This window comes from Enterobacter sp. MGH 33 (assembly GCF_000534535.1).
Lineage (GTDB): Bacteria > Pseudomonadota > Gammaproteobacteria > Enterobacterales > Enterobacteriaceae > Enterobacter > Enterobacter hormaechei_C.
Map to the genome: position 1 here is coordinate 228,963 of NZ_KI973212.1, position 24,878 is coordinate 253,840.

The 24,878-nt window shown below is 54.9% G+C and carries 22 protein-coding genes; 12 read left to right on the top strand and 10 right to left on the bottom strand.

Features of this window, described 5'->3' with window-relative positions; translation table 11 throughout:
• The first annotated feature begins 27 nt into the window (after positions 1 to 27).
• The 7 genes from L379_RS22715 to phoU all read left to right on the top strand — a co-directional run bounded on the left by L379_RS22715 (position 28) and on the right by phoU (position 8,405).
• Positions 28 to 2,505: a fimbria/pilus outer membrane usher protein gene (locus tag L379_RS22715; RefSeq protein ID WP_032652024.1), complete on the top strand. Its 2,478-nt coding sequence runs from the start codon at positions 28 to 30 to the stop codon at positions 2,503 to 2,505.
• Between the two features lie 9 nt (positions 2,506 to 2,514).
• Positions 2,515 to 3,567 (top strand): fimbrial protein, encoded by a 1,053-nt coding sequence (locus tag L379_RS22710; RefSeq protein WP_017694034.1) that lies wholly within the window; start codon positions 2,515 to 2,517, stop codon positions 3,565 to 3,567.
• Positions 3,568 to 3,813: 246 nt separating this feature from the next.
• Positions 3,814 to 4,854 carry a phosphate ABC transporter substrate-binding protein PstS gene (gene pstS / locus L379_RS22705; RefSeq protein ID WP_017383706.1) on the top strand — a complete coding sequence of 347 codons (1,041 nt, stop codon included), beginning with the start codon at positions 3,814 to 3,816 and terminating at the stop codon, positions 4,852 to 4,854.
• 128 nt (positions 4,855 to 4,982) lie between these two features.
• Positions 4,983 to 5,942, top strand: a complete 960-nt coding sequence (gene pstC, locus L379_RS22700; RefSeq protein WP_032652026.1) for a phosphate ABC transporter permease PstC — start codon at positions 4,983 to 4,985, stop codon at positions 5,940 to 5,942.
• Entirely contained in the window at positions 5,942 to 6,832 is an 891-nt protein-coding gene (gene pstA / locus L379_RS22695) for a phosphate ABC transporter permease PstA (RefSeq protein WP_003861156.1), read from the top strand. The genes pstC and pstA overlap by 1 nt, the downstream gene beginning before the upstream one ends.
• Positions 6,833 to 6,879: 47 nt before the next feature.
• Complete coding sequence (gene pstB / locus L379_RS22690; RefSeq protein ID WP_003861154.1) at positions 6,880 to 7,653, top strand: phosphate ABC transporter ATP-binding protein PstB; 774 nt, start codon at positions 6,880 to 6,882, stop codon at positions 7,651 to 7,653.
• Between the two features lie 26 nt (positions 7,654 to 7,679).
• Positions 7,680 to 8,405, top strand: coding sequence for a phosphate signaling complex protein PhoU (gene phoU / locus L379_RS22685; RefSeq protein ID WP_003861153.1), 726 nt, complete (start codon positions 7,680 to 7,682; stop codon positions 8,403 to 8,405).
• Positions 8,406 to 8,449: 44 nt separating this feature from the next.
• On the opposite strand, the gene yieH is transcribed toward phoU, so the two are convergent.
• Positions 8,450 to 9,115: a 6-phosphogluconate phosphatase gene (yieH, locus tag L379_RS22680; protein WP_017383705.1), complete on the bottom strand. Its 666-nt coding sequence runs from the start codon at positions 9,113 to 9,115 to the stop codon at positions 8,450 to 8,452.
• Between the two features lie 165 nt (positions 9,116 to 9,280).
• Here yieH and adeP point away from each other — a divergent pair, with 165 nt between their 5' ends.
• Positions 9,281 to 10,618 carry an adenine permease AdeP gene (gene adeP, locus L379_RS22675; protein ID WP_017383704.1) on the top strand — a complete coding sequence of 446 codons (1,338 nt, stop codon included), beginning with the start codon at positions 9,281 to 9,283 and terminating at the stop codon, positions 10,616 to 10,618.
• A gap of 86 nt (positions 10,619 to 10,704) precedes the next feature.
• Here adeP and L379_RS22670 read toward each other — a convergent pair whose 3' ends face one another.
• From L379_RS22670 to rpmH, 9 genes are all read right to left on the bottom strand, one after another.
• Entirely contained in the window at positions 10,705 to 11,271 is a 567-nt protein-coding gene (locus L379_RS22670; protein WP_003861147.1) for an NADPH-dependent FMN reductase, read from the bottom strand.
• Between the two features lie 36 nt (positions 11,272 to 11,307).
• Positions 11,308 to 12,054, bottom strand: a complete 747-nt coding sequence (locus L379_RS22665) for a 4'-phosphopantetheinyl transferase family protein (RefSeq protein ID WP_017694032.1) — start codon at positions 12,052 to 12,054, stop codon at positions 11,308 to 11,310.
• 122 nt (positions 12,055 to 12,176) lie between these two features.
• Positions 12,177 to 13,148, bottom strand: coding sequence for an HTH-type transcriptional regulator YidZ (yidZ, locus tag L379_RS22660; RefSeq protein WP_017383702.1), 972 nt, complete (start codon positions 13,146 to 13,148; stop codon positions 12,177 to 12,179).
• Positions 13,117 to 14,292: an MFS transporter gene (locus L379_RS22655; protein WP_015570137.1), complete on the bottom strand. Its 1,176-nt coding sequence runs from the start codon at positions 14,290 to 14,292 to the stop codon at positions 13,117 to 13,119. Before L379_RS22655 ends, yidZ begins: the two co-directional genes overlap by 32 nt.
• Positions 14,293 to 14,403: 111 nt before the next feature.
• Complete coding sequence (mnmE, locus tag L379_RS22650) at positions 14,404 to 15,768, bottom strand: tRNA uridine-5-carboxymethylaminomethyl(34) synthesis GTPase MnmE (RefSeq protein WP_015570136.1); 1,365 nt, start codon at positions 15,766 to 15,768, stop codon at positions 14,404 to 14,406.
• A gap of 72 nt (positions 15,769 to 15,840) precedes the next feature.
• Entirely contained in the window at positions 15,841 to 17,484 is a 1,644-nt protein-coding gene (gene yidC, locus L379_RS22645; protein ID WP_003861138.1) for a membrane protein insertase YidC, read from the bottom strand.
• Between the two features lie 2 nt (positions 17,485 to 17,486).
• Complete coding sequence (gene yidD / locus L379_RS24690; protein WP_001307474.1) at positions 17,487 to 17,744, bottom strand: membrane protein insertion efficiency factor YidD; 258 nt, start codon at positions 17,742 to 17,744, stop codon at positions 17,487 to 17,489.
• Complete coding sequence (gene rnpA, locus L379_RS22640; RefSeq protein WP_006808764.1) at positions 17,708 to 18,067, bottom strand: ribonuclease P protein component; 360 nt, start codon at positions 18,065 to 18,067, stop codon at positions 17,708 to 17,710. The genes yidD and rnpA overlap by 37 nt, the downstream gene beginning before the upstream one ends.
• A gap of 16 nt (positions 18,068 to 18,083) precedes the next feature.
• Positions 18,084 to 18,224 carry a 50S ribosomal protein L34 gene (gene rpmH, locus L379_RS0123760; RefSeq protein WP_000831330.1) on the bottom strand — a complete coding sequence of 47 codons (141 nt, stop codon included), beginning with the start codon at positions 18,222 to 18,224 and terminating at the stop codon, positions 18,084 to 18,086.
• Positions 18,225 to 18,862: 638 nt separating this feature from the next.
• Between rpmH and dnaA the strand changes: the two genes are divergently transcribed.
• Genes dnaA through gyrB form a run of 4 tightly spaced genes read left to right on the top strand, consistent with a single transcriptional unit; the run spans position 18,863 to position 24,875 of the window.
• Complete coding sequence (dnaA, locus tag L379_RS22635; RefSeq protein WP_017383700.1) at positions 18,863 to 20,257, top strand: chromosomal replication initiator protein DnaA; 1,395 nt, start codon at positions 18,863 to 18,865, stop codon at positions 20,255 to 20,257.
• Positions 20,258 to 20,261: 4 nt separating this feature from the next.
• Entirely contained in the window at positions 20,262 to 21,362 is a 1,101-nt protein-coding gene (gene dnaN / locus L379_RS22630) for a DNA polymerase III subunit beta (RefSeq protein WP_015570134.1), read from the top strand.
• Positions 21,362 to 22,435, top strand: coding sequence for a DNA replication/repair protein RecF (recF, locus tag L379_RS22625; protein WP_000060091.1), 1,074 nt, complete (start codon positions 21,362 to 21,364; stop codon positions 22,433 to 22,435). The genes dnaN and recF overlap by 1 nt, the downstream gene beginning before the upstream one ends.
• A gap of 28 nt (positions 22,436 to 22,463) precedes the next feature.
• Complete coding sequence (gene gyrB / locus L379_RS22620; RefSeq protein ID WP_006808766.1) at positions 22,464 to 24,875, top strand: DNA topoisomerase (ATP-hydrolyzing) subunit B; 2,412 nt, start codon at positions 22,464 to 22,466, stop codon at positions 24,873 to 24,875.
• Positions 24,876 to 24,878 lie beyond the last annotated feature (3 nt).

Here is a 24,878-nt window from a genome sequence, read left to right on the forward strand (position 1 = left end):
TGGTTAACGTTGAAGCGCATCTATTTTATGTTATCCCTGGTGTCGCTGTGGGTCAGCGGCACGTATTCCGGGCACGCTGCTGGTGAAACCTTTAACTCACGATTGTTAGAACTTGAACATCCGGTCGACATTGATATCAGTCAGTTTAGCCGGCCTGATAATCTCCCTGAAGGGGATTATCAGGTTGATATTTATATCAACGAGCGCTTTTTTGAGCGCCGTGAAATCCATTTTTTTCGAACAAACAACGAGAGCGCACTCCAGCCCTGTTTCCGCGACTTAAAAAATACGCTGGCTACGTTTGGCATAAAAGTGGATGCCATAAAAGCACTGGCTACGATTAACACCAGCCGCTGCGAGCCCGTTCCCCCGCTGGCGGGAGCTACATGGGTTCTGGATGACGAAAAGCTCGCGTTACGGGTCTCTATCCCGCAGATTTATATGGATTCTTCAGCGCGTGACGCCATTCCGCCTTCACGCTGGGATCAGGGTATTAATGCCCTGATGGTGAATTATGATTTTTCAACCACCCAGACGTTGAAATCAGACTATGACAGTGACGATCTGTATTATCTGAACATGCGTAGCGGTATTAACCTTGGCAGCTGGCGACTTCGCAACTACAGCACCCTCAATGCGGTAAACAGCAACGGCAGTTATCATTCTGCGAGTACGTATTTACAACGTGATATTGCCAGCCTGCGAAGCCAGATAATGATGGGGGATACCTGGACGGCAAATGATCTATTCGATAGCAGCCAGGTGCGCGGCGTGCGCCTGTACACCGATAATGACATGCTGCCGGATAGTCTGAACGGCTTCGCACCCGTCGTCCGGGGCATTGCTAAAAGTAATGCCGTCGTCACCATTCGTCAGAATGGCTACATTATCTATCAATCTGCTGTTCCTCAGGGGCCGTTTGCCCTGACCGATCTCAACACCACCAGCAGTGGGGGCGATCTCGACGTTACGATCAAAGAAGAAGACGGTAGTGAGCAGCATTTTACGCAGCCTTATGCTTCCCTGGCGATATTGCGACGGGAAGGCCAGACGGACTTTGATATCAGCATTGGCGAACTGAACAACAGCGATCGCTATTCACCTGATTTATTGCAGGCTCAGCTTTTACGCGGCATGCAAGGGGGAATGACGCTGTATGGCGGCACACAGTTAGCTGAGAATTACACTGCCATAGCGGCTGGTATTGGTCAGGATCTCGGCGAGATCGGGGCGATATCGATGGATGTCACCCATGCGGCGTCTCGTTTTGTCGATGATACGGAGCAGGGGCAATCCTGGCGTTTTCTCTATTCCAAGACGTTCGATGTAAGTAATACCAGCCTGCGAATAGTAGGCTATCGCTATTCAACGGAAGGATTTTATACCCTGGATGAGTGGGCTTCCCGCAGGAGCGATAGCGAGACGTTCTGGCAAACGGGTAACCGCAGAAGCCGTCTGGAGGGAACGTGGACACAACCTTTTGCGCAGGGGTATGGAAATATTTACCTGACGCTGAGCCGTGAACAGTACTGGCGAACGGATAACGTTGAACGGCTGATCCAGATTGGTTACAGCAACAGCTGGAAACAGATGACGTGGAATGCGTCATGGAACTATACCGATACTGCGAATCATCACGATGGGGACTGGGAAAAGGATGGCGAAAACGAACACGTTTTCATGCTGTCACTCTCGCTTCCGCTCTCCCAGTGGTTACCGAACACCTACGCCAACTATAACGTTACTGGCAACAATAAAAACAGCGTCTCCCATCAGGTAGGCCTGAACGGAAGGCTGCTTCAGAACAACAACTTGAACTGGAACATACAGCAATCCGTTGATGAAAGTGGCGGCAGTACGGGGGGGAATGCGGGACTGGCATGGGACGCGGCTTATGGCTCCATGAAAGGTAACTATGCCTGGAGCAACGAAACCCGAAGTCTCAATTATGGCGTCAGCGGCGGCATTCTACTGCATTCAGAAGGTGTCACCTTCTCACAGGAAATGGGAGAAACCGTCGCGCTGGTGAAAGCTCCAGGAGCGGCGGGCCTGGCGGTGGAAAACAGCAGCGGTGTCGCGACGGACTGGCGCGGCTACACCGTAAAAACGCAGCTGTCACCCTATGATGAAAATCGTATCGCAATTGGCGACAGCGACTTTGCCTCTGGCAATGTTGAACTGGAAAAAAGCGTCCAGAATCTGGTTCCCACCCGTGGAGCGGTAGTAAAAGCGGAATTCGTTACGCATATCGGCTACCGCATCCTTTTCAACGTTCATCTCAGCAATGGCAAACCTGCGCCTTTTGGGGCAACGGGATCGGCAACGCTGGACACCGGAAGCGTTACGGGCATTGTCGGAGAAGAGGGCGAACTCTATCTCTCAGGCCTGCCGGAAAAGGGGCAATTTACGTTGACGCTAAACGACGGCGCAACCTGTCGGGCGGAATACACGCTTCAACAACAGCCTGACGCTGGACTGGTGCAGATGCCCGTCACGTGTCGATAAAGGATTAAAATGAAACTGCAATACTGGCTTTTAGCCTTACTGACCTGCGTCTTTTATGCGCATGCGGCCCCAACCGGTTATTGTGTGCCAGACAATGGCAAATATCATAACTACCTCAATTTTACAGAGCAGTTTTCCATTACGGACAATATAGCCGGGACGACAACGCTTATTAATGTGAATAATAACAACACCTCGTTTAAAGGTACCTGCTACTGTCTGACCGGGCCGAATCAGAGTTACGATCACACCTACATAACCAGCGTCGTTAATCCGGCGCTGGTGCCTGCGGGAAGCAGGAACAATGTCGCCTATTTTAACCTGAATGAAAACGTTGATATCGGCCTGCTTGTTTACATACTTGGTGTCGGTTATACGGCCGTGCCTTTTGATCATCTGCCGAATAAAACCGGTACTCCCTATCAATGTCACAGCGGTGTAAGTTCCGCCACCACGTTTTATAGTGGCGGCTCGGGGCAGGTCTATTTGTACGTTAAAAAAGCCTTTACCGGGGTGATGACGATCCCGGCGACGCTGGTGGCGAATATCTATGCCACGATCGACCCGCGTACCGTCTCGAATGAGATTATTTCTGATGTGATTGTTCAGGGAACAGTGACGGTTCCTCAATCTTGTGAGATTGATGAGGGGCAGGCCATTGTTTTTGATTTCAATAAAATCCTGGCGTCAGAGTTTTCGTCGACGAAAGGGAAAGCGCTGACCGATCGCAAAATCACTCGTACCGTGAACATCAAATGCACCAATATGATGTTCTACGACAAGCTCGACGCAACCCTGCATGCCTCAGCCGTGGCTTCTGATAATTCGATGATTGCGACGGACAACGAAGACGTAGGAATTAAAGTCTACGATAAATATAATCGGGAAGTGAATACGAATGGCGGTGCCCTTGAAGCGGAAACGACTAAAATTCCCGACATCATGGGGGATACGCTGGGCACGCTGACATTTTCAAGCGCGCCTGCCAGCGCGACAGGAGCGAGGCCCAAACCAGGCCAGTTCAATGCAACGGCAACTCTGACGATTGAAATCGCTCATTAAAATGACAACGGCTGTTTATGACAGCCGTTGTCATATCAGCTACGCTAAAACTGATTCATTGCAAAAAAGATGACAAAAATATGACCATGCTGTGAATTAATGGCTTTATTTTTCATGTGGTTACATCCATCGCTGGCTTTGTCATAAAAATGTCATATTTCGTACATTTATCTGTCACCTGTTTGTCCTATTTTGCTCATCGTAGCCACTTAAACAATGATTTACGAAATCCTTGCAGGAGACATTATGAAAGTTATGCGTACCACTGTCGCAACTGTTGTCGCCGCGACCTTATCAATGAGCGCTTTCTCTGCCTTTGCAGCAGCAAGCCTGACTGGCGCTGGTGCAACCTTCCCTGCGCCGGTGTATGCCAAATGGGCGGATACCTACCAGAAAGAGACCGGTAACAAGGTCAACTATCAGGGTATCGGCTCCTCCGGTGGCGTAAAACAAATTACCGCGAATACCGTTGATTTCGGCGCATCCGACGCTCCGCTGTCTGATGAGAAACTGAATCAGGAAGGCCTGTTCCAGTTCCCGACCGTGATCGGCGGCGTTGTGCTGGCTGTTAACATCCCTGGCCTGAAATCAGGCGAGCTGGTGCTGGACGGCAAAACCCTGGGTGACATCTACCTGGGCAAAATCAAAAAATGGGATGACGAAGCCATCACTAAGCTGAACCCGGGCGTTAAGCTGCCTTCGCAGAATATCGCGGTGGTTCGTCGTGCTGACGGCTCTGGTACCTCTTTCGTGTTCACCAGCTACCTGGCGAAAGTGAACGAAGAGTGGAAATCTAAAGTCGGTTCCGGCTCTACCGTTAACTGGCCAACCGGTCTGGGCGGTAAAGGCAACGACGGTATCGCAGCCTTCGTACAGCGTCTGCCAGGCTCCATCGGTTACGTAGAATACGCTTACGCTAAGCAGAACAACCTGGCTTACACCAAACTGGTTTCTGCCGACGGCAAACCGGTTAGCCCGACCGAAGAGAACTTCGCCAACGCCGCGAAAGGCGCTGACTGGAGCAAATCTTTCGCGCAGGACCTGACCAACCAGAAAGGCGACGATGCATGGCCTATCACGTCTACCACCTTCATTCTGGTCCACAAAGAGCAGAAGAAGCCTGAGCAGGGTGCTGAAGTGCTGAAGTTCTTCGACTGGGCATATAAAAATGGCGGCAAACAGGCTAACGATCTGGATTACGCCAGCCTGCCAGACAGCGTGGTTGAGCAGATCCGTGCTGCATGGAAAACCAACGTGAAAGACAGCAGCGGTAAAGCGCTGTACTAACAGGATATATTTAACGAAGATGGCGGGTGGCGCTGCGCTTACCCGCCCTACGGTTTACTCTGTAGGCCCGGTAAGCGTCAGCGCCGCCGGGCATATTCGTAAAAACGTCTCAAACAGAAGAGTAATTTATGGCTGCAACCAAGCCTGTATTTAACCCTCCGGGTAAAAAAGGTGACATGATTTTCAGCGCGCTGGTGAAACTGGCTGCGCTGATTGTGCTATTGCTGCTGGGCGGCATTATCGTGTCCCTGATTTTCTCCTCCTGGCCGAGCATTCAAAAATTTGGTTTCGCCTTCCTGTGGACCAAAGAGTGGGATGCGCCGAACGATATTTACGGTGCGCTGGTGCCGATTTACGGCACGCTGGTGACCTCTTTTATCGCCCTGCTGATTGCGGTTCCGGTGAGCTTTGGTATTGCCCTGTTCCTGACGGAACTGGCGCCAGGCTGGCTGCGACGTCCGCTGGGTATCGCCATTGAACTGCTGGCGGCCATCCCAAGTATCGTTTACGGCATGTGGGGCCTGTTTATCTTCGCGCCGCTGTTTGCGACGTACTTCCAGGAGCCGGTCGGTAACGTTCTCTCTGCCATTCCGTTTGTGGGGGCGCTGTTCTCCGGCCCGGCATTCGGTATCGGCATTCTGGCGGCAGGTGTGATCCTCGCCATCATGATTATTCCGTACATTGCGGCGGTCATGCGCGATGTCTTCGAACAAACCCCGGTGATGATGAAAGAGTCCGCCTACGGCATCGGCTGCACCACCTGGGAAGTTATCTGGCGCATCGTCCTTCCGTTCACCAAAAACGGGGTGATTGGCGGCATTATGCTGGGCTTAGGCCGCGCGCTGGGTGAAACCATGGCGGTCACCTTTATCATCGGCAACACCTACCAGCTCGACAGCGCCTCGCTTTATATGCCGGGGAACAGTATTACCTCTGCGCTGGCGAACGAATTTGCCGAAGCGGAATCCGGGCTGCACGTCGCCGCGCTGATGGAACTGGGTCTGATCCTGTTTGTTATCACCTTTATTGTGCTGGCTATCTCCAAGCTGATGATTATGCGTCTGGCTAAAAACGAGGGGGCACGCTAATGGCAACTCTCGACATGCAAAACACCGCTCAGCTTGCGGAATCCCGTCGCAAAATGCAGTCAAAGCGCCGGATTAAAAACCGCATTGCGTTGACGCTTTCCATGGCAACGATGGCGTTCGGCCTGTTCTGGCTGATCTGGATCCTGATGTCCACCATCACCCGGGGTATTGATGGAATGTCCCTGGCGCTGTTCACCGAGATGACGCCGCCGCCGAACACGGCGGGTGGTGGTCTGGCAAACGCTCTGGCGGGCAGCGGCCTGTTGATCCTGTGGGCGACCGTTTTCGGTACGCCGTTGGGCATCATGGCGGGTATCTATCTGGCGGAATATGGCCGCAAGTCCTGGATCGCTGAAGTCATCCGCTTCATTAACGACATTCTGCTTTCTGCCCCGTCGATTGTCGTGGGTCTGTTTGTTTACACCATCGTGGTGGCGCAAATGGAACACTTCTCCGGCTGGGCGGGTGTGATTGCGCTGGCGCTGTTGCAGGTGCCTATCGTTATTCGTACCACTGAAAACATGCTGAAACTGGTGCCGGACAGCCTGCGTGAAGCGGCTTACGCGCTGGGTACGCCTAAATGGAAGATGATTTCGGCGATCACCCTGAAAGCGTCCGTCTCGGGGATCATGACCGGTATCCTGCTGGCTATCGCCCGTATCGCCGGTGAAACCGCACCGCTGCTGTTTACCGCCCTCTCCAATCAGTTCTGGAGCACGGACATGATGCAGCCGATCGCCAACCTGCCGGTGACGATCTTTAAATTTGCGATGAGCCCATTCGCGGAATGGCAGCAGCTGGCCTGGGCCGGGGTGCTGATCATCACCCTTTGCGTACTGTTGCTGAACATTCTGGCGCGCGTCATTTTCGCGAAGAAGAAACACGGTTAAATTTTTACGGCGCGGCACATCGCGGCGCCGAATGAGGAAATGAGTCAATGAGTATGGTTGATACTGCCCCGGGTAAGATTCAGGTTCGTGATTTGAACTTCTACTACGGCAAATTCCATGCCCTGAAGAATATCAACCTGGATATCGCAAAGAACCAGGTAACGGCATTCATCGGTCCGTCCGGCTGTGGCAAATCCACGCTGCTGCGCACCTTTAACAAAATGTATTCGCTCTATCCGGAGCAGCGCGCAGAAGGTGAAATTCTGCTGGACGGTGACAACATCCTGACCAATACCCAGGATATCGCCCTGCTGCGTGCGAAAGTGGGGATGGTATTCCAGAAACCCACGCCGTTCCCGATGTCGATCTATGACAACATCGCCTTTGGTGTGCGTCTGTTTGAGAAGCTCTCCCGTGCGGATATGGACGAGCGCGTGCAGTGGGCATTGACCAAGGCCGCATTATGGAACGAAACCAAAGATAAACTTCACCAGAGTGGGTACTCTCTCTCCGGTGGTCAGCAGCAGCGTTTGTGCATTGCGCGCGGTATCGCCATTCGCCCGGAAGTCTTGCTGCTGGATGAGCCGTGCTCAGCCCTGGACCCGATCTCAACCGGGCGTATCGAAGAGCTGATCACCGAGCTGAAGCAGGATTACACCGTGGTGATCGTGACCCACAACATGCAGCAGGCTGCACGTTGTTCTGACCACACGGCGTTTATGTATCTGGGCGAGTTGATTGAGTTCAGCGATACGGACGCGCTGTTCACTCGTCCGGCGAAGAAACAAACCGAAGATTATATTACTGGCCGCTACGGTTGATTTGCCTTAGTGCATGTGGAGAAACCATGGACAACCTCAATCTTAATAAACACATTTCCGGCCAGTTTAACGCAGAGCTGGAAAGCATTCGCACCCAGGTGATGACCATGGGCGGCATGGTCGAGCAGCAGCTTTCTGATGCGATCACGGCGATGCACAACCAGGACAGCGAGCTGGCGAAGCGCGTTATTGAAGGCGACCACAACGTCAATATGATGGAAGTCGCCATCGACGAAGCCTGCGTGCGCATCATTGCGAAGCGTCAGCCGACGGCGAGCGACCTGCGTCTGGTGATGGCGATCATCAAAACCATCGCCGAGCTGGAGCGTATCGGTGACGTGGCGGATAAAATCTGCCGTACCGCGCTGGAGAAATTCTCCCAGCAGCACCAGCCGCTGCTGGTGAGCCTGGAGTCTCTCGGGCGCCACACCGTGCAGATGCTGCACGACGTGCTGGACGCTTTCGCGCGCATGGATCTGGACGAAGCGGTCCGTATCTACCGTGAAGACAAGAAAGTTGACCAGGAATACGAAGGCATTGTGCGTCAGCTGATGACCTACATGATGGAAGATTCTCGTACCATTCCAAGCGTACTGACCGCGCTGTTCTGTGCGCGCTCCATCGAGCGTATCGGTGACCGTTGCCAGAACATTTGCGAATACATTTTCTATTTCGTGAAGGGGCAGGATTTCCGACACGTGGGCGGCGACGAGCTGGACAAGCTGCTGGCGGGTAAAGATCCGAAAGAGTGATATGTGTGGCGGGTGGCGCTAACGCTTACCCGCCCTACGTTAATTCAACGCGTAATATCCCACCCGCGCGCCTTCCACAACGCTGGCAGTTGCGCCAGATCGGTAAAGGTTGTCACTTTTGGATGGTCGATCGGCTTGTTGTGCGGATCGGCGCAGAAGTAAAACACCTCCATCCCCGCATCAATCCCTGACTGCGCGCCGGCAGATGAGTCATCCACCAGAATGCAGTTCTCCACGTTGACGTTCATCGCCTTCGCCGCGTGGAACATCAGCGCCGGATCGGGCTTCCAGCGCTGGATATCGTAGCCGCTGAACAGTTTTTCCGGGAAGTGGTGCAACATCTCCAGCTTGCCGAGCGAGTGCTGCATTTTGCTGACCGGTCCGTTAGAGACTACGCAGATCGGCACCGTCATCGCATCCAGCAGCGCGTTAGCGCCGGCGATAACTTCCAGCTCGGCGTCGAAGAGGCGTGCGACCTCGGCGCGGTACACCGGTTCCAGATCCGCTTTCACCAGATCCACCCCGTGCTCTTCGTTAATGATGTCGATGATCTCGTACAGCTTCACGCCCTTAAAGCGTTTGAACACCTCTTCGAGATCGAGCGTAATACCAAATTCCTGGAACATGGCGACATACGCGCGGGAACAAATGACCTCACTGTCGACCAGCGTACCGTCACAGTCGAAAAATACCGCTTCAATTCCGGACATGCCTTTCCCTTTTAACAAGTTTAACGTTTTCGTACGGCAGTTCACCGGGACGCAATCGTTGCCGTATAAGCAAAATCAATGAAAAAAGTATCCCGTAACCGCCACTATTGTCGCATTTTGGTATAGGATAGCGACGAATTTTCCCTCCTTGTTCGGAAATTGATGATGAGTCAACAACACACTACCCAGACATCTGGTCAGGGGCTGCTTGAGCGCGTGTTCAAACTGCGCGAGCACGGCACAACGGCACGCACCGAAGTGATCGCCGGTTTTACTACCTTCCTGACGATGGTCTATATCGTTTTCGTTAACCCACAAATTCTGGGCGTGGCTGGCATGGACACCAGCGCCGTCTTTGTAACCACCTGTCTGATCGCGGCCCTTGGCAGCATCCTGATGGGCGTTTTCGCTAATCTGCCCGTGGCGCTGGCCCCGGCAATGGGTCTGAATGCGTTCTTTGCGTTCGTGGTGGTTCAGGCGATGGGCCTGCCGTGGCAGGTTGGGATGGGCGCTATTTTCTGGGGCGCGGTCGGCCTGCTGCTGCTGACCATCTTCCGCGTGCGCTACTGGATGATTGCGAACATTCCCGTGAGCCTGCGCGTGGGCATCACCAGCGGTATCGGTCTGTTCATCGGCATGATGGGGCTGAAAAACGCTGGCGTTATCGTGGCGAACCCGGAAACGCTGGTGAGCATTGGTAACCTGACCTCTCACAGCGTGCTGCTGGGCGTGCTGGGCTTCTTTATCATCGCGATCCTGGCATCGCGCAACATCCATGCTGCGGTGCTGGTCTCTATCATTGTGACCACGCTGCTGGGCTGGATGCTGGGTGACGTGCATTACAACGGTATCGTCTCTGCGCCACCGAGCGTCTCTACCGTGATTGGCCACGTTGATCTGGCGGGCTCGCTGAACCTGGGACTGGCCGGGGTGATTTTCTCCTTCATGCTGGTCAACCTGTTTGACTCCTCCGGTACGCTGATTGGCGTGACCGACAAAGCGGGTCTGGCAGATGAAAAAGGCAAATTCCCGCGCATGAAGCAGGCGCTGTATGTGGATAGCATCTCTTCCGTTGCTGGCTCTTTCATCGGTACCTCGTCTGTTACCGCTTACATTGAATCCTCTTCCGGTGTGTCCGTGGGCGGTCGTACCGGCCTGACGGCGGTAGTTGTGGGTCTGCTGTTCCTGCTGGTGATCTTCCTCTCTCCGCTGGCGGGGATGGTGCCACCATACGCGGCAGCCGGCGCGCTGATTTACGTCGGCGTGCTGATGACCTCAAGCCTGGCGCGCGTGAAGTGGGAAGATCTGACGGAAGCCGTTCCGGCATTTATTACCGCGGTGATGATGCCGTTCAGCTTCTCGATCACTGAAGGTATCGCGTTGGGCTTTATCTCTTACTGTGTGATGAAGATCGGTACCGGCCGCTTCCGCGAACTTAGCCCGTGCGTGATTATTGTGGCGCTGCTGTTTGTGCTGAAGATTGTGTTTATTGATGCACACTAAGATGCTGGTGGTGTCAGGTGGCGCTTCGCTTACCTGACCTACGGGCTAAGTTCCCTCTCCCTGTGGGAGAGGGTTAGGGTGAGGGCTTACGCCTTCACCCGCTTAATATAATCCCCAAACGCGGTCAGCTGGCCAGAGAGATGGTCACGCGTACTCTGATCCACCACTTCACCCGTCTGCGGGTCGACCTTGTTCTGAATCACGCCGCCCATAAATTCCGGCTTGTTCATCACCATCGCATCCAGGAACACCAGGATCTGACGCAGGTGATACTGGCAGCGCGCGCCGCCGATGGCGCCCATTGAGCTGGTCTGGATCAGCACAGGTTTACCAGACAGCGGCTGCTCCGGTAAACGGGACAGCCAGTCAATGGCGTTCTTCAGACCACCCGGCACCGAGTAGTTATACTCAGGCGTCACAATCACCACGCCGTCAGCCTGACGGATTTGCTCGGCTATCGCTTCCACACTCTGCGGGAACCCTTCTTCCTGCTGAACGTCAGCATCATAAAGCGGGATGTCGCCAATGGACGGCAGGGCACTGATCTCCATTCCCGCAGGCGCCAGCTGCGGCAGCGTACGGGCAACCATCCCGTTAAAAGAACCTTTGCGCAGGCTTCCCAGTAACGTAACAACTTTCAACGTATCAGACATGATTACTCCTGTTTCATCATGATGATCCTGGACGGATCAGCTATGGGTGTATGCTTTTTCTGCCGGTAAACTGGTTAATCGCATCAGGCGCGCGGCGGGCTCGTTGGCGCGCTCAGGTACATCCGGAAGACTACGCCAACCGCGAGTGCTGTCAAACTCCCAGATTTTCAGCCGTTCGATGGCGGGGGTCACCGCAACGGACCAGATCAGTACGTCCTCAGCGTCGCAGAGTGCCTCTACCAGCGAGGCTTTTGTCGCGCGCAGGCGTCCGGAGCCGGGGAGCAGCTGCAACAGGCTGGCGTCGTCTGACGCCGCGCCGCTCAGTTTGCGGATGCTCTGGCGAAGGGTGATGAGCTGCGCTCTGGCTTCAACGGGGTCGTTCTGGTTACGTATCCACAGCTTCTCATTGCTGGAGAGCGGGTATTCATCGAGCGCATTAGCACCATGGAAGCTGCGCGTGACGCGTTGTAGCTCCATATCCAGGCCGCAATCACCTTCCGTCGTCAGCGCGACGCCAACAATGTTGCCGGTGTACGCAATGGAAAAATGGGGGAGTGCCGGGTCCGCAAAAACCGGGCGACCTTCTGGCTGGGTGAGTATGTCCGGTAATTCGCTGGTGCCGTAGAGCATAAAAAGCAGTTCTGCGAGGAGCGCTCTGGAAGCTAAAAACCGCGTCCTGCGGTGTTCAGGTAGTTTGAGCGCCTCACTGTGACAGGCTGAAGAAAGTCTGGCCGATACGAGATGCCCTTCCGTTAATGTTCCTCGTGCAAAGTGCGTAGCCATTTTTCGCTCCTTGATAATGGTCGTAGTCGGTTAAACGGTTACATGATTATCGCTTAACTCAGCTTCTGTTTTAATCAGTAAATGGAAATAAGAGAAGCCTGAGCACCGAACTTTACATTATCTTAGGCAAAAACCTGACCTGGTGCGGTATACAGCGCTTTGATCGTCTCGCGCAGCCAGAGGATTTTCGGATTATGGCTGTTCCGTTTATGCCAGATCAGCGTGAAGGGGACGGTGAGCTTTTCTGCCTGCGCCTCATCGATGGGAATGGGCAGACAGACCAGATTACGCTGGTGGAGTTGATTGTAGTGATGGCAGTAGTGCGGCGCAGTGGCAATGTAGTTGTGATCCGGCTGGGCCGCCATAAACATCGACTGTTCAAAACCGGGCAAACTCATGGCGATGTTACGCTCCCGACCCATCTCTCTTAGCACCTCGTCGAGCGCCCAGGTGTCGCTGCGTTCCCAGAAGATGCTGATATGCGGGTAGCGCAGAAACGTCTCCAGATCCCACGCTTCCTGGAGCGCGGGATGATCCTCGCGCAAATACACGCACGGACGGTCACTGAACAGGATTTCGTAGTCGATAAACCACGGCATCAGCTTTAGCAGTTCGCGCGAGCGAGGGTGCGTTTCACGCCCGGTGAAGCCCAGATCCACTTCTCCGCGCGTAATGGCGTCCAGCGAATCGTAATCCCATTGGCGCAGCTTCACCGTCGCCTGTGGGTAGCGTTCATTCACCTGCTCCAGCAGGGTATTAAAGCGGATCAGCATCAGCGGTGTTTCGGCGGCGAGCACAAACTTGAGCCCGCCAGGAGAGCTATGGTGGAATTTATCGAGGATCTGGTTGCCAATCTGCATCCAGTCGGCCAAATCCTGTTCCAGACTCACCGTCAGCGGTGTGGGCAATAGCCCTAAAGGCGTTTTCACAAACAGCGGATCGTCGAACCAGTCGCGCAGCTTCGCCAGGGATTTACTCACCGCGGACGGCGTCACGTTCATCCGCTTCGCGGCTTTGGTGACGCTGCGCTCCTGCAACAAAAGTTGCAGGCAAAGTAAAAGATTAAGATCGAGACTGCTGATGGGCTTCTTCATAGTGCGCTGCGGGCTGGATGACCATAAGTAAAGTAATGCAGAGTATGCTACAGCCAATCAGAACCCCGATCAGCATATTCAGCGCGTTAAGGCCGATCACCGCCGCCAGCCAAATCCACAGTGACGAACCGCAGACCTGCGCAATGCCCAGCACCGAGCTTGCCACGCCTGCCCGCAATGAAAACGGGCCAAGTGCCTGACTCATTGCCACACCAAAGCCGACGGAGAATCCGGCGCAGATCAGAGTAATGCCCACCAGCATTACAGCGTGTGAGGTGGCGGTCGCCAGGATCACGCCTGCGGCGAGGAACAGCGTCTGTGAGGTGAGCATCAGCGTGCGCTGGCGGAAGATGTTGAGCGCAAAGGGCGTGGAGAATGAAACCGCCATGCTCACCATCGCGGTTAGCGCCATCACCGTCGAATACTCACCGCGATCGAAGCCCATCGTCTCCATCAGCAACACCGGGGAAACGTTTACATAGGTGAGGATCACCGCCACGCTAAGCGTGGTGATTGTCAGCCGACTCAGGAAAAAGCGATTCATCAGCTTTTCAGCCGGATGGAGGGTTGCGGTGTGATATGGCTGTTGCGAACCGGGATGGGTCTCTTTCAGCACCGTCACGGACAGGATAAAGACGATGGCGCCCATTGCGGCCATGGTCCAGAAAAGACTCTGCCACGGAAATTTAAGCATAATCAGGTAGCCTACAACCGGTGCCAGCACCGGGATGATGCAGGTAATGCCGTTCAGCATCGACAGCACTTTAGCGCGGCGCTGGGCGCTTAAGGTATCGCGAAGAATAGCAAACGCCACCACGTAACAGCCACCCGCGCCAATGCCCTGGATAAAACGGCCTGACAGGAACATTGTGCTTTCCTGAGCTACTGAAGACAGTACTGATGCCAGCGCAAAGATAACTGCACCCGTAATGGCGACGGGCTGACGGCCTGCTTTATCCGCGATTTTCCCGGCAAATACCATCGACGACGCCATTCCCGCGAGGTAGGCCGAAAACGCGATGTGCAGCTGCGCCTCGCTGGCGCCCAGATCGCGGGCAATATGCGGTAGCCCCACCAGATACATATCAATGCCGGACGGATACAGCAGAACCAGCGCAAAACTACAGAACAGAAAACGAGCCATAAATCCCCCATAGATGCAGGCAAGCAGGATAGGGGGCGTGGAGGGATTAAGCGAGTTGCCATTTGGACAATGGTGATTTCCCTGGAGGAAATCACCCTGTATTAACGGGAATTACTTACCAATGCAGAAGCTCGAGAAAATCCGTCCCAGCAGATCGTCCGACGTAAACTCCCCGGTGATCTCGCTCAGGTTCTGCTGCGCCAGACGCAGCTCTTCCGCCAGCAGTTCACCGGCCCACGCGCCGATCAGCTGGGCTTTACCCTGCTCAAGGTGGCGAGCCGCCTCTTCCAGCGCCTGCAAGTGACGACGACGTGCCAGGAAGCCGCCCTCCATACTGGTGTCGAAGCCCATGCTCTGTTTGAGATGGCTACGCAGGGCTTCCACGCCTTCACCGGTACGGGCCGACAGGCGAATAAGTGAGTGACCATTCACATCGCTGATGCCCAGCGTTTCGCCGGTAACGTCGGCCTTGTTGCGCACCACGGTGATCGGCAGTTTAGCCGGGAGACGGGCGATAAAGTCTGGCCAGATTTCAGCCGGATCAACGGCGTCGGTTGTGGTGCCGTCCACCATAAACAGCACGCGGTCGGCCTGCTCGATCTCCTGCCAGGCGCGTTCGATACCGATACGCTCGACTTCATCGCTCGCATCGCGCAGGCCAGCGGTGTCGATGATGTGCAGCGGCATGCCGTCGATATGGATATGCTCGCGCAGGACATCGCGGGTGGTGCCGGCTATGTCGGTCACGATCGCCGCTTCACGGCCCGCCAGGGCGTTCAGCAGGCTCGATTTTCCGGCATTGGGGCGACCAGCAATCACCACCTTCATTCCTTCACGCAGCAGGCTGCCCTGGCGCGCTTCGGCGCGAACGGCATCGAGATCGTTCATCACCTGGTTGAGCTGAGCTTCAATTTTACCGTCTGAGAGGAAGTCGATCTCCTCGTCCGGGAAGTCGATAGCCGCTTCGACATAGATTCGCAGGTGAGTAAGTGCTTCCACAAGGTGATTCACGCGTGCGGAAAATGCCCCCTGCAACGAGTTCAGCGCGGAGCGGGCTGCCTGTTCGGAACTGGCGTCGATCAGGTCGGCAATCGCCTCGGCCTGCGCCAGGTCGAGCTTATCGTTGAGGAAAGCACGCTCGGAGAACTCACCCGGCTTTGCAATGCGCAGGCCAGGCAGGGTCAGAATACGTTTTAACAGCAGGTCGAGGATCACCGGGCCGCCGTGACCCTGAAGCTCCAGCACGTCTTCGCCGGTGAAGGAGTTTGGGCCGGGGAACCACAGCGCGATGCCCTGGTCCAGCGGTGTGCCGTCGGCATCCTTAAACGGCAGATAATCAGCGTAGCGCGGCTTTGGCAGTTTACCCAGCACCGCTTCGGCCACCTCACGCGCCTTCAGGCCGGAGATGCGCAGAATGCCTACACCACCGCGTCCCGGTGGGGTTGCCTGGGCGACGATAGTGTCGTTATGGCTCATGGTTGCTCTCGTTCAATACAAATAAAAAAGGCGGTCAATCGACCGCCCTTATTTTAGCGTTAAGTTACCGAATCAGGACTTTTTCTTTTCGCGGCTATGCAGGCCACGTTTTTCCAGACCACGGTAAATCAGCTGCTGCTGGATGATGGTCACCAGGTTGCTGACGATATAGTACAGCACCAGACCTGACGGGAACCACAGGAAGAACACGGTGAAGATGACCGGCATAAAGGTCATGATCTTCTGCTGCATCGGGTCGGTCACGGTGGTCGGAGACATCTTCTGAATGAAGAACATCGTCACGCCCATCAGGATCGGCAGGATGTAGTACGGGTCCTGTGCGGACAGGTCATGGATCCACAGAGCGAACGGCGCGTGGCGCAGCTCAACGGAACCCATCAGCATGTAGTACAGCGCAAGGAAGATTGGCATCTGAATCAGCAGCGGGAAGCAACCACCCAGTGGGTTCACTTTCTCTGCTTTATACAGGGCCATCATCTCCTGGCTCTGACGCTGTTTGTCATCGCCCAGACGCTCACGCATAGCCTGAATCTTCGGCTGTAGCATACGCATCTTCGCCATGGAGGTGTACTGCGCTTTAGTCAGCGGGTACATGATGCCACGAACGATAAAGGTGATAACGATGATGGAGAAGCCCCAGTTACCCAGGAAGCTGTGGATGAACTTCAGCAGCTTAAACAGCGGCTGAGAGATGAACCACAACCAACCGTAATCGACGGTCAGATCCAGGTGCGGCGCAACGGCAGCCATTTTGTCCTGGATTTCCGGGCCGACCCACAGGGTGCTTGCCAGTTTACCGGTTTGACCCGGCTGCACCAGAACCGGCTGAGATTTGTAGCCGATGGCTGCAATACCGTTGCCGAGGTTCGCGGTGTAGAAGTTGTTCGTACCGTCGTTATTCGGTACCCACGCCGTCGCGAAATACTGTTGCAGCATTGCGACCCAACCGCCTTTAGAGCTGACGTTCAGGTTTTCGTTATCGGCAATGGTGTCGAATTTGTATTTCTCGTACTTGGTATCTGGCGTGGAGTAAGCCGCGCCACGGAAGGTATGCAGCGCAAAGTTGCTGCTTCCGGTGTCACGGTGAGACGGCAGATTGATGGACTGCTTCAACTGACCAAAGGTAGAGATTTCCAGTGGTTTCGCACCGGCGTTCTGTACGCTGTAGCCCACGTTCACCGCATACTCACCGCGTTTCAGGGTGAAGGTTTTGGTGAAGGTGTTGCCTGCCGCGTCGGTGTAGGTCATCGGGATAACCAGTTCGTTCTGACCATCAGCCAGCACAAACGTGTCATTCTCGACGTTATACAGTGGACGCGCACCGTTAGCCGGGTTATCCGGGCCATCACGACCGGTCAGGCCGCTCTGCGCCTGGTAGATAAATTCAGGCGTGGTTTCCAGTAACTGGAACGGTTCGGTAGACTTCAGCTCTTTCGGGTAGGTCAACAGCAGCGCCTGCTCAACATCACCACCACGGGTGTTGATAGTCAGCTCAAGCACATCGGTCTTAACCGTAATCTGTTTCCCCTGGCCACTGGCCGGTACGCCCTGGTCGGCGGCGCTACCCGCTGCGGTGGTCGTGGTCTGCGTGGTCTGCTGCTGGGGTTGAGGATTTTTATCCTGCTCCCATGCCTGCCAGATCATGAAAGACACGAACAACAAAGCGATGATAAGAAGATTGCGTTGCGAATCCATCGTTAGTGTTCTCTGGTATCAAAAGGTCCTGGAGGGACGGGGTCGTCTCCACCTGGGTGTAAAGGGTGGCATTTTAATACGCGTTTCACCGTCAACCAACTGCCTTTTATCACTCCAAACCTGCGCAATGCCTCAATTCCGTAGCTTGAGCATGTTGGCGTGAAACGGCAGTGTGGCCCGAGTAGCGGACTAATCAGGCGTTGATAGACCCGAATGAGGGCTATCAGGACCCGCGAGCCAGGCGACAGTGGCGGCGCCATAATTTTTCCAACGCTTCCGAGAGAGCACGGTTATCGAGGTCGGCAACCCCTTTTTTAGCCACCACCACGAAATCCATTGAAGGCAGTTCGTGCTGACGTAAACGGAAGCTTTCACGCGTCAGACGTTTAATCCGGTTGCGTTCATGCGCACGCTTAACGTTTTTCTTGGCGACTGTGAGACCGATGCGGGGATGCCCCAGCGAATTTTGGCGGCCGAGGATGGTGATTTGCGGCGTGCCAGCCCGTAATGGCTGCTGGAAGACGAAAGTGAAATGAGTGGGAGTTAACAAACGTAACTCCCTGGGAAATGCGAGCTTAACCACTCAGGGGTTAGCTTTATTACTTGGAAACGGTCAGACGAGCGCGGCCTTTAGCACGACGACGTGCCAGAACCTGACGACCATTTTTAGTAGCCATACGAGCACGGAAGCCGTGAGAACGGTTGCGCTTCAGTACAGACGGTTGAAAAGTGCGTTTCATGGCGATTTCTACCTAAACTTGAAAAAATTCATGACTTTTGCGGATGCCCGACCGAGTTTCGAATGACGGACGCCGAAGCCGTGGGTGATTAAAGAGGCCGGATTGTAATAATTGTACACTCCGGAGTCAATTCTCTTTCCTTAAATCCCTGTGTATTTCCGCACGTTTTCGCGTGGAAAATGAGCAGCGGACGACGCAGGAAGATGAGCATCACGCGCCGGGTCGAGGATTATACGGGCTCAACGATAAAGCGCAAGGATCGTCCCGGATCTTCGTTAGATCATTTAAGCCAAAAATTGTCTGTGCTCATTAAATTTTCCAATATGCGGCCTAAATCGCGAGGCACTCGCGTCAGGATCGTTTACACTTACCCGATTCCGGATCTTCCTGTGGATAAATCGGGAAGAATCTGTGAGAAACAGAAGATCTCTGGCTCAGTTTAGGCTATGATCCGCGGTCCCGATCGGGATCCAGCGATCCTGGTCGGGCATAAACACAACATCGTTCAGGCTGTATCAACGATAGCGTGTATAACCGCAGATAGCGGTTCGCACATCACCCTGATGGGGTCATGTCGATGTGCGCCAACAATCATGAATATTCAATAGTTTTCTTTTATTGTTCGAGTGGAGTCCGCCGTGTCACTTTCGCTTTGGCAGCAGTGTCTTGCCCGATTGCAGGATGAGTTACCAGCCACAGAATTCAGTATGTGGATCCGCCCGTTGCAGGCGGAACTGAGCGATAACACGCTGGCTTTGTATGCGCCAAACCGTTTCGTGCTCGATTGGGTAAGGGATAAATACCTTAATAACATCAATGGACTGCTGAACGATTTCTGCGGGTCAGATGCCCCACAGCTGCGTTTTGAAGTGGGCACAAAGCCGGTCACCCAAACCGTTCGTGAAGTTGTCAATGTGGCAGCCCCTGCACAGGCGGCGCCCGCTCCAGCGCCTCGCGTTGCACCGGTTCGTCAGGGCTGGGATAACGTTCCGGCCCCCGCTGAGCCTACCTACCGCTCTAACGTTAACGTGAAACACACGTTCGATAACTTCGTTGAAGGTAAGTCGAACCAGCTGGCACGCGCGGCGGCTCGTCAGGTTGCCGATAACCCCGGTGGCGCTTACAACCCGCTGTTCCTGTATGGCGGCACGGGTCTCGGTAAAACGCACCTGCTGCATGCGGTGGGCAACGGCATTATGGCGCGTAAGCCCAATGCCAAAGTGGTGTATATGCACTCCGAACGCTTCGTTCAGGACATGGTAAAAGCCCTGCAAAACAATGCGATCGAAGAGTTTAAACGCTACTACCGTTCCGTTGATGCGCTGCTGATCGATGACATTCAGTTCTTTGCCAATAAAGAACGATCGCAGGAAGAGTTTTTCCATACCTTTAACGCCTTGCTGGAAGGCAATCAGCAGATCATTCTGACCTCGGATCGTTATCCAAAAGAGATCAACGGCGTTGAAGATCGTCTCAAATCCCGCTTCGGCTGGGGCCTGACCGTGGCGATCGAGCCGCCGGAGCTGGAAACCCGCGTCGCGATCCTGATGAAAAAAGCCGACGAGAACGACATTCGCCTGCCGGGTGAAGTGGCGTTCTTCATTGCCAAGCGCCTGCGTTCCAACGTGCGTGAGCTGGAAGGGGCGCTGAACCGCGTTATCGCCAACGCCAACTTCACCGGTCGGGCGATCACCATCGATTTTGTGCGTGAAGCGCTGCGCGATTTATTGGCTTTGCAGGAAAAACTGGTCACTATCGACAATATTCAGAAGACGGTGGCTGAGTACTACAAGATCAAAGTGGCAGATTTACTGTCTAAACGTCGTTCCCGCTCGGTGGCGCGTCCGCGTCAGATGGCGATGGCGCTGGCAAAGGAGTTAACCAACCACAGTCTGCCGGAAATCGGGGATGCGTTTGGTGGCCGTGACCATACGACCGTGCTGCACGCTTGTCGTAAGATTGAGCAGTTACGCGAAGAAAGCCACGACATAAAAGAAGATTTTTCCAATTTAATCAGAACATTATCATCGTGACGCTATGAAATTTACCGTTGAACGTGAACATTTATTAAAACCGCTGCAACAGGTGAGTGGCCCATTAGGCGGCCGCCCTACGCTGCCTATTCTTGGAAACCTGCTGCTTCAGGTCGCGGACGGTACGCTGTCGCTGACCGGCACAGATCTGGAAATGGAAATGATCGCGCGCGTTACGCTGACTCAGCCGCACGACGCGGGCGCGACCACGGTTCCGGCACGTAAATTCTTTGATATTTGCCGTGGGCTGCCGGAAGGCGCTGAAATCGCCGTGCAGCTGGAGGGCGACCGCATGCTGGTGCGCTCTGGCCGCAGCCGTTTCTCCCTCTCCACGCTGCCCGCTGCGGACTTCCCGAACCTGGATGACTGGCAGAGCGAAGTTGAATTTACCCTGCCGCAGGCGACGATGAAGCGTCTGATTGAAGCCACGCAGTTCTCCATGGCGCATCAGGACGTTCGTTACTACTTAAACGGCATGCTGTTCGAAACCGAAGGTGAAGAGCTGCGTACCGTGGCGACCGACGGTCACCGTCTGGCGGTTTGTTCCATGCCGATTGGCGATTCACTGCCAAACCATTCGGTGATCGTACCGCGTAAAGGCGTAATTGAACTGATGCGTATGCTCGACGGCGGTGAAACGCCGCTGCGCGTGCAGATTGGCAGCAACAATATTCGTGCCCACGTGGGCGATTTTGTCTTCACATCGAAGCTGGTAGACGGTCGTTTCCCGGATTATCGCCGCGTATTGCCGAAGAACCCGGATAAAACGCTGGAGGCGGGTTGCGACATCCTCAAGCAGGCGTTCGCGCGTGCCGCTATTCTCTCCAACGAGAAATTCCGCGGCGTACGTCTATACGTGAGTGAAAACCAGATCAAAATCACCGCCAACAACCCGGAGCAGGAAGAGGCAGAAGAGATTCTGGACGTCACCTACGCCGGGGCTGAGATGGAAATCGGCTTCAACGTCAGCTATGTGCTGGATGTGCTGAATGCACTGAAATGCGAGAACGTTCGCATCCTGCTGACTGACTCCGTTTCGAGCGTACAGATTGAAGATGCCGCATCACAGTCGGCTGCTTATGTTGTCATGCCAATGAGACTGTAATGTCGCTCACCCGTCTGTTGATCCGCGACTTTCGCAATATCGAAAGCGCGGATCTCGCTTTATCCCCTGGCTTTAACTTCCTGGTTGGCGCGAACGGCAGCGGCAAAACCAGCGTGCTGGAAGCCATCTATACGCTCGGCCACGGCCGGGCGTTTCGCAGTTTGCAGATTGGTCGCGTGATTCGCCACGAGCAGGAATCTTTTGTTCTGCACGGGCGTTTGCAGGGCGCAGAGCGGGAAACCGCCATCGGCCTGACCAAAGACAAGCAGGGCGACAGCAAGGTGCGTATCGACGGCACCGATGGCCACAAAGTGGCGGAGCTGGCGTTGCTGATGCCGATGCAGCTGATTACGCCCGAGGGGTTTACTTTACTCAACGGCGGCCCCAAATACAGAAGAGCGTTCCTCGACTGGGGATGCTTTCACAATGAAGCCGGTTTCTTTAACGCCTGGAGCAACCTGAAGCGTCTGCTTAAACAGCGTAACGCCGCATTGCGCCAGGTCACGCGCTACGCTCAGCTGCGTCCGTGGGACATGGAACTCATCCCTCTTGCGGAACAAATCAGCCGCTGGCGTGCCGAATACAGCGCAGGTATCGCCGAAGACATGGCCGACACCTGCAAACAGTTTTTACCCGAGTTCTCTCTCACCTTCTCTTTTCAGCGTGGCTGGGAAAAAGAGACGGATTATGCCGAGGTGTTAGAGAGAAGCTTCGAGCGCGATCGCATGTTGACCTACACCGCGCACGGCCCGCACAAGGCGGATTTCCGCATTCGTGCCGACGGTGCGCCGGTGGAAGACACGCTGTCGCGCGGGCAGCTGAAGCTCCTGATGTGCGCGCTGCGCCTGGCGCAGGGGGAGTTCCTCACTCGAGAGAGCGGGCGACGCTGCCTGTACCTGATAGATGATTTTGCCTCGGAACTTGACGACGCGCGGCGCGGGCTGCTTGCCAGCCGCTTAAAAGCCACGCAGTCGCAGGTTTTCGTCAGCGCCATTAGCGCTGAACACGTTATAGACATGTCGGACGAAAATTCGAAGATGTTTACCGTGGAAAAGGGTAAAATAACGGATTAACCCAAGTTGAAATGAGCGAGAAACGTTGATGTCGAATTCTTATGACTCCTCCAGTATCAAAGTCCTGAAAGGGCTGGATGCGGTGCGTAAGCGCCCGGGTATGTATATCGGCGACACGGATGACGGCACCGGTCTGCACCACATGGTATTCGAGGTGGTAGATAACGCTATCGACGAAGCGCTCGCGGGTCACTGTAAAGACATCGTGGTCACGATCCATGCGGACAACTCCGTGTCCGTTACCGATGACGGTCGTGGTATCCCAACCGGTATTCACCCGGAAGAGGGCGTATCTGCTGCGGAAGTCATCATGACCGTTCTGCACGCAGGCGGTAAGTTCGATGATAACTCCTATAAAGTTTCCGGCGGTCTGCACGGCGTAGGCGTATCCGTAGTAAATGCCCTGTCGCAGAAGCTGGAGCTGGTTATCCAGCGCGAAGGCAAAATTCACCGTCAGATCTATCAGCACGGCGTGCCTGACGCTCCGCTGGCCGTCACGGGTGATACCGATAAAACCGGTACCATGGTGCGTTTCTGGCCGAGCCTCGAAACCTTCACCAACGTCACCGAATTCGAGTACGACATTCTGGCGAAACGCCTGCGTGAACTGTCGTTCCTGAACTCCGGCGTGTCGATTCGTCTGCGCGACAAGCGCGACAACAAAGAAGACCACTTCCACTACGAAGGCGGTATCAAGGCGTTCGTTGAGTATCTGAACAAGAACAAAACGCCAATTCACCCGAATATCTTCTACTTCTCTACTGAAAAAGACGGTATCGGCGTGGAAGTGGCCTTGCAGTGGAACGACGGTTTCCAGGAAAACATCTACTGCTTCACCAACAACATTCCACAACGCGATGGCGGTACGCACCTGGCGGGCTTCCGCGCGGCGATGACCCGAACCCTGAACGCCTACATGGACAAAGAAGGCTACAGCAAAAAAGCGAAAGTCAGCGCCACCGGTGACGATGCCCGTGAAGGCCTGATTGCCGTGGTCTCCGTGAAGGTGCCGGATCCGAAGTTCTCCTCACAGACCAAAGACAAGCTGGTCTCTTCTGAGGTGAAATCGGCGGTTGAACAGCAGATGAACGAACTGCTGAGCGAATACCTGCTGGAAAACCCGTCCGACGCGAAAATCGTGGTGGGTAAAATTATCGATGCGGCGCGTGCCCGTGAAGCGGCGCGTAAAGCGCGTGAAATGACCCGTCGTAAAGGCGCGCTGGACCTGGCAGGCCTGCCGGGCAAACTGGCTGACTGTCAGGAACGCGACCCGGCGCTGTCTGAACTGTACCTTGTGGAAGGGGACTCCGCGGGCGGTTCTGCGAAGCAGGGCCGTAACCGCAAGAACCAGGCGATTCTGCCGCTGAAGGGTAAAATCCTTAACGTTGAGAAAGCGCGCTTCGACAAGATGCTCTCTTCTCAGGAAGTGGCGACGCTCATCACCGCGCTCGGCTGCGGCATTGGTCGCGACGAGTACAACCCGGACAAACTGCGCTATCACAGCATCATCATCATGACCGATGCGGACGTCGACGGCTCGCACATTCGTACGCTGCTGTTGACCTTCTTCTATCGTCAGATGCCGGAAATCGTTGAGCGCGGCCACGTTTACATTGCCCAGCCGCCGCTGTACAAAGTGAAGAAAGGCAAGCAGGAACAGTACATTAAAGATGACGACGCGATGGATCAGTACCAAATCGCGATCGCCCTTGATGGTGCGACCCTGCACGCAAATTCCAGCGCGCCAGCGCTGGCCGGTGAGCCGCTGGAGCGTCTGGTCTCCGAGTTCAACGCCACGCAGAAAATGATTGGCCGTATGGAGCGTCGCTATCCGAAAGCGCTGCTGAAAGAGCTGATTTACCAGCCGACCCTGACCGAAGCCGATCTGAGCAACGAGCAGACCGTCACCCGCTGGGTGAACACCCTGGTGAGCGAGCTGAACGAGAAAGAGCAGCATGGCAGCCAGTGGAAGTTCGACGTTCAGCAGAACGCTGAGCAGCAGTTCGAGCCGATCGTCCGCGTGCGTACCCACGGCGTCGATACCGACTACCCGCTGGAGCACGAATTTGTGACCGGTCCGGAATACCGCCGTATCTGCACCCTCGGCGAGAAGCTGCGCGGTCTGATCGAAGACGATGCGTTTATCGAACGTGGCGAACGTCGTCAGCCGGTAGCCAGCTTCGAACAGGCGCTGGAGTGGCTGGTAAAAGAGTCCCGTCGTGGTCTCTCTATTCAGCGTTATAAAGGCCTGGGCGAAATGAACCCGGATCAGCTGTGGGAAACCACCATGGATCCGGAAAGCCGTCGCATGTTGCGCGTCACCGTTAAAGACGCAATCGCAGCGGATCAGCTGTTCACGACCCTGATGGGCGATGCGGTTGAACCACGTCGCGCCTTCATCGAAGAGAACGCCCTGAAGGCGGCGAATATCGATATCTAATAT

Bases quoted from the DNA above. Each gene is read 5' to 3' on its own strand.
- rpmH (WP_000831330.1), bottom strand. From the start codon at position 18,224: ATGAAACGCACTTTTCAACCGTCTGTACTGAAGCGCAACCGTTCTCAC.
- pstA (WP_003861156.1), top strand. From the start codon at position 5,942: ATGGCAACTCTCGACATGCAAAACACCGCTCAGCTTGCGGAATCCCGT.
- L379_RS22710 (WP_017694034.1), top strand. From the start codon at position 2,515: ATGAAACTGCAATACTGGCTTTTAGCCTTACTGACCTGCGTCTTTTAT.
- recF (WP_000060091.1), top strand. From the start codon at position 21,362: ATGTCGCTCACCCGTCTGTTGATCCGCGACTTTCGCAATATCGAAAGC.
- L379_RS22665 (WP_017694032.1), bottom strand. From the start codon at position 12,054: ATGGCTACGCACTTTGCACGAGGAACATTAACGGAAGGGCATCTCGTA.
- adeP (WP_017383704.1), top strand. From the start codon at position 9,281: ATGAGTCAACAACACACTACCCAGACATCTGGTCAGGGGCTGCTTGAG.
- yidD (WP_001307474.1), bottom strand. From the start codon at position 17,744: ATGGCGCCGCCACTGTCGCCTGGCTCGCGGGTCCTGATAGCCCTCATT.
- pstB (WP_003861154.1), top strand. From the start codon at position 6,880: ATGAGTATGGTTGATACTGCCCCGGGTAAGATTCAGGTTCGTGATTTG.
- L379_RS22655 (WP_015570137.1), bottom strand. From the start codon at position 14,292: ATGGCTCGTTTTCTGTTCTGTAGTTTTGCGCTGGTTCTGCTGTATCCG.
- yidC (WP_003861138.1), bottom strand. From the start codon at position 17,484: ATGGATTCGCAACGCAATCTTCTTATCATCGCTTTGTTGTTCGTGTCT.
- L379_RS22670 (WP_003861147.1), bottom strand. From the start codon at position 11,271: ATGTCTGATACGTTGAAAGTTGTTACGTTACTGGGAAGCCTGCGCAAA.
- L379_RS22715 (WP_032652024.1), top strand. From the start codon at position 28: ATGTTATCCCTGGTGTCGCTGTGGGTCAGCGGCACGTATTCCGGGCAC.
- mnmE (WP_015570136.1), bottom strand. From the start codon at position 15,768: ATGAGCCATAACGACACTATCGTCGCCCAGGCAACCCCACCGGGACGC.
- yieH (WP_017383705.1), bottom strand. From the start codon at position 9,115: ATGTCCGGAATTGAAGCGGTATTTTTCGACTGTGACGGTACGCTGGTC.
- pstC (WP_032652026.1), top strand. From the start codon at position 4,983: ATGGCTGCAACCAAGCCTGTATTTAACCCTCCGGGTAAAAAAGGTGAC.
- pstS (WP_017383706.1), top strand. From the start codon at position 3,814: ATGAAAGTTATGCGTACCACTGTCGCAACTGTTGTCGCCGCGACCTTA.
- phoU (WP_003861153.1), top strand. From the start codon at position 7,680: ATGGACAACCTCAATCTTAATAAACACATTTCCGGCCAGTTTAACGCA.
- yidZ (WP_017383702.1), bottom strand. From the start codon at position 13,148: ATGAAGAAGCCCATCAGCAGTCTCGATCTTAATCTTTTACTTTGCCTG.
- gyrB (WP_006808766.1), top strand. From the start codon at position 22,464: ATGTCGAATTCTTATGACTCCTCCAGTATCAAAGTCCTGAAAGGGCTG.
- dnaN (WP_015570134.1), top strand. From the start codon at position 20,262: ATGAAATTTACCGTTGAACGTGAACATTTATTAAAACCGCTGCAACAG.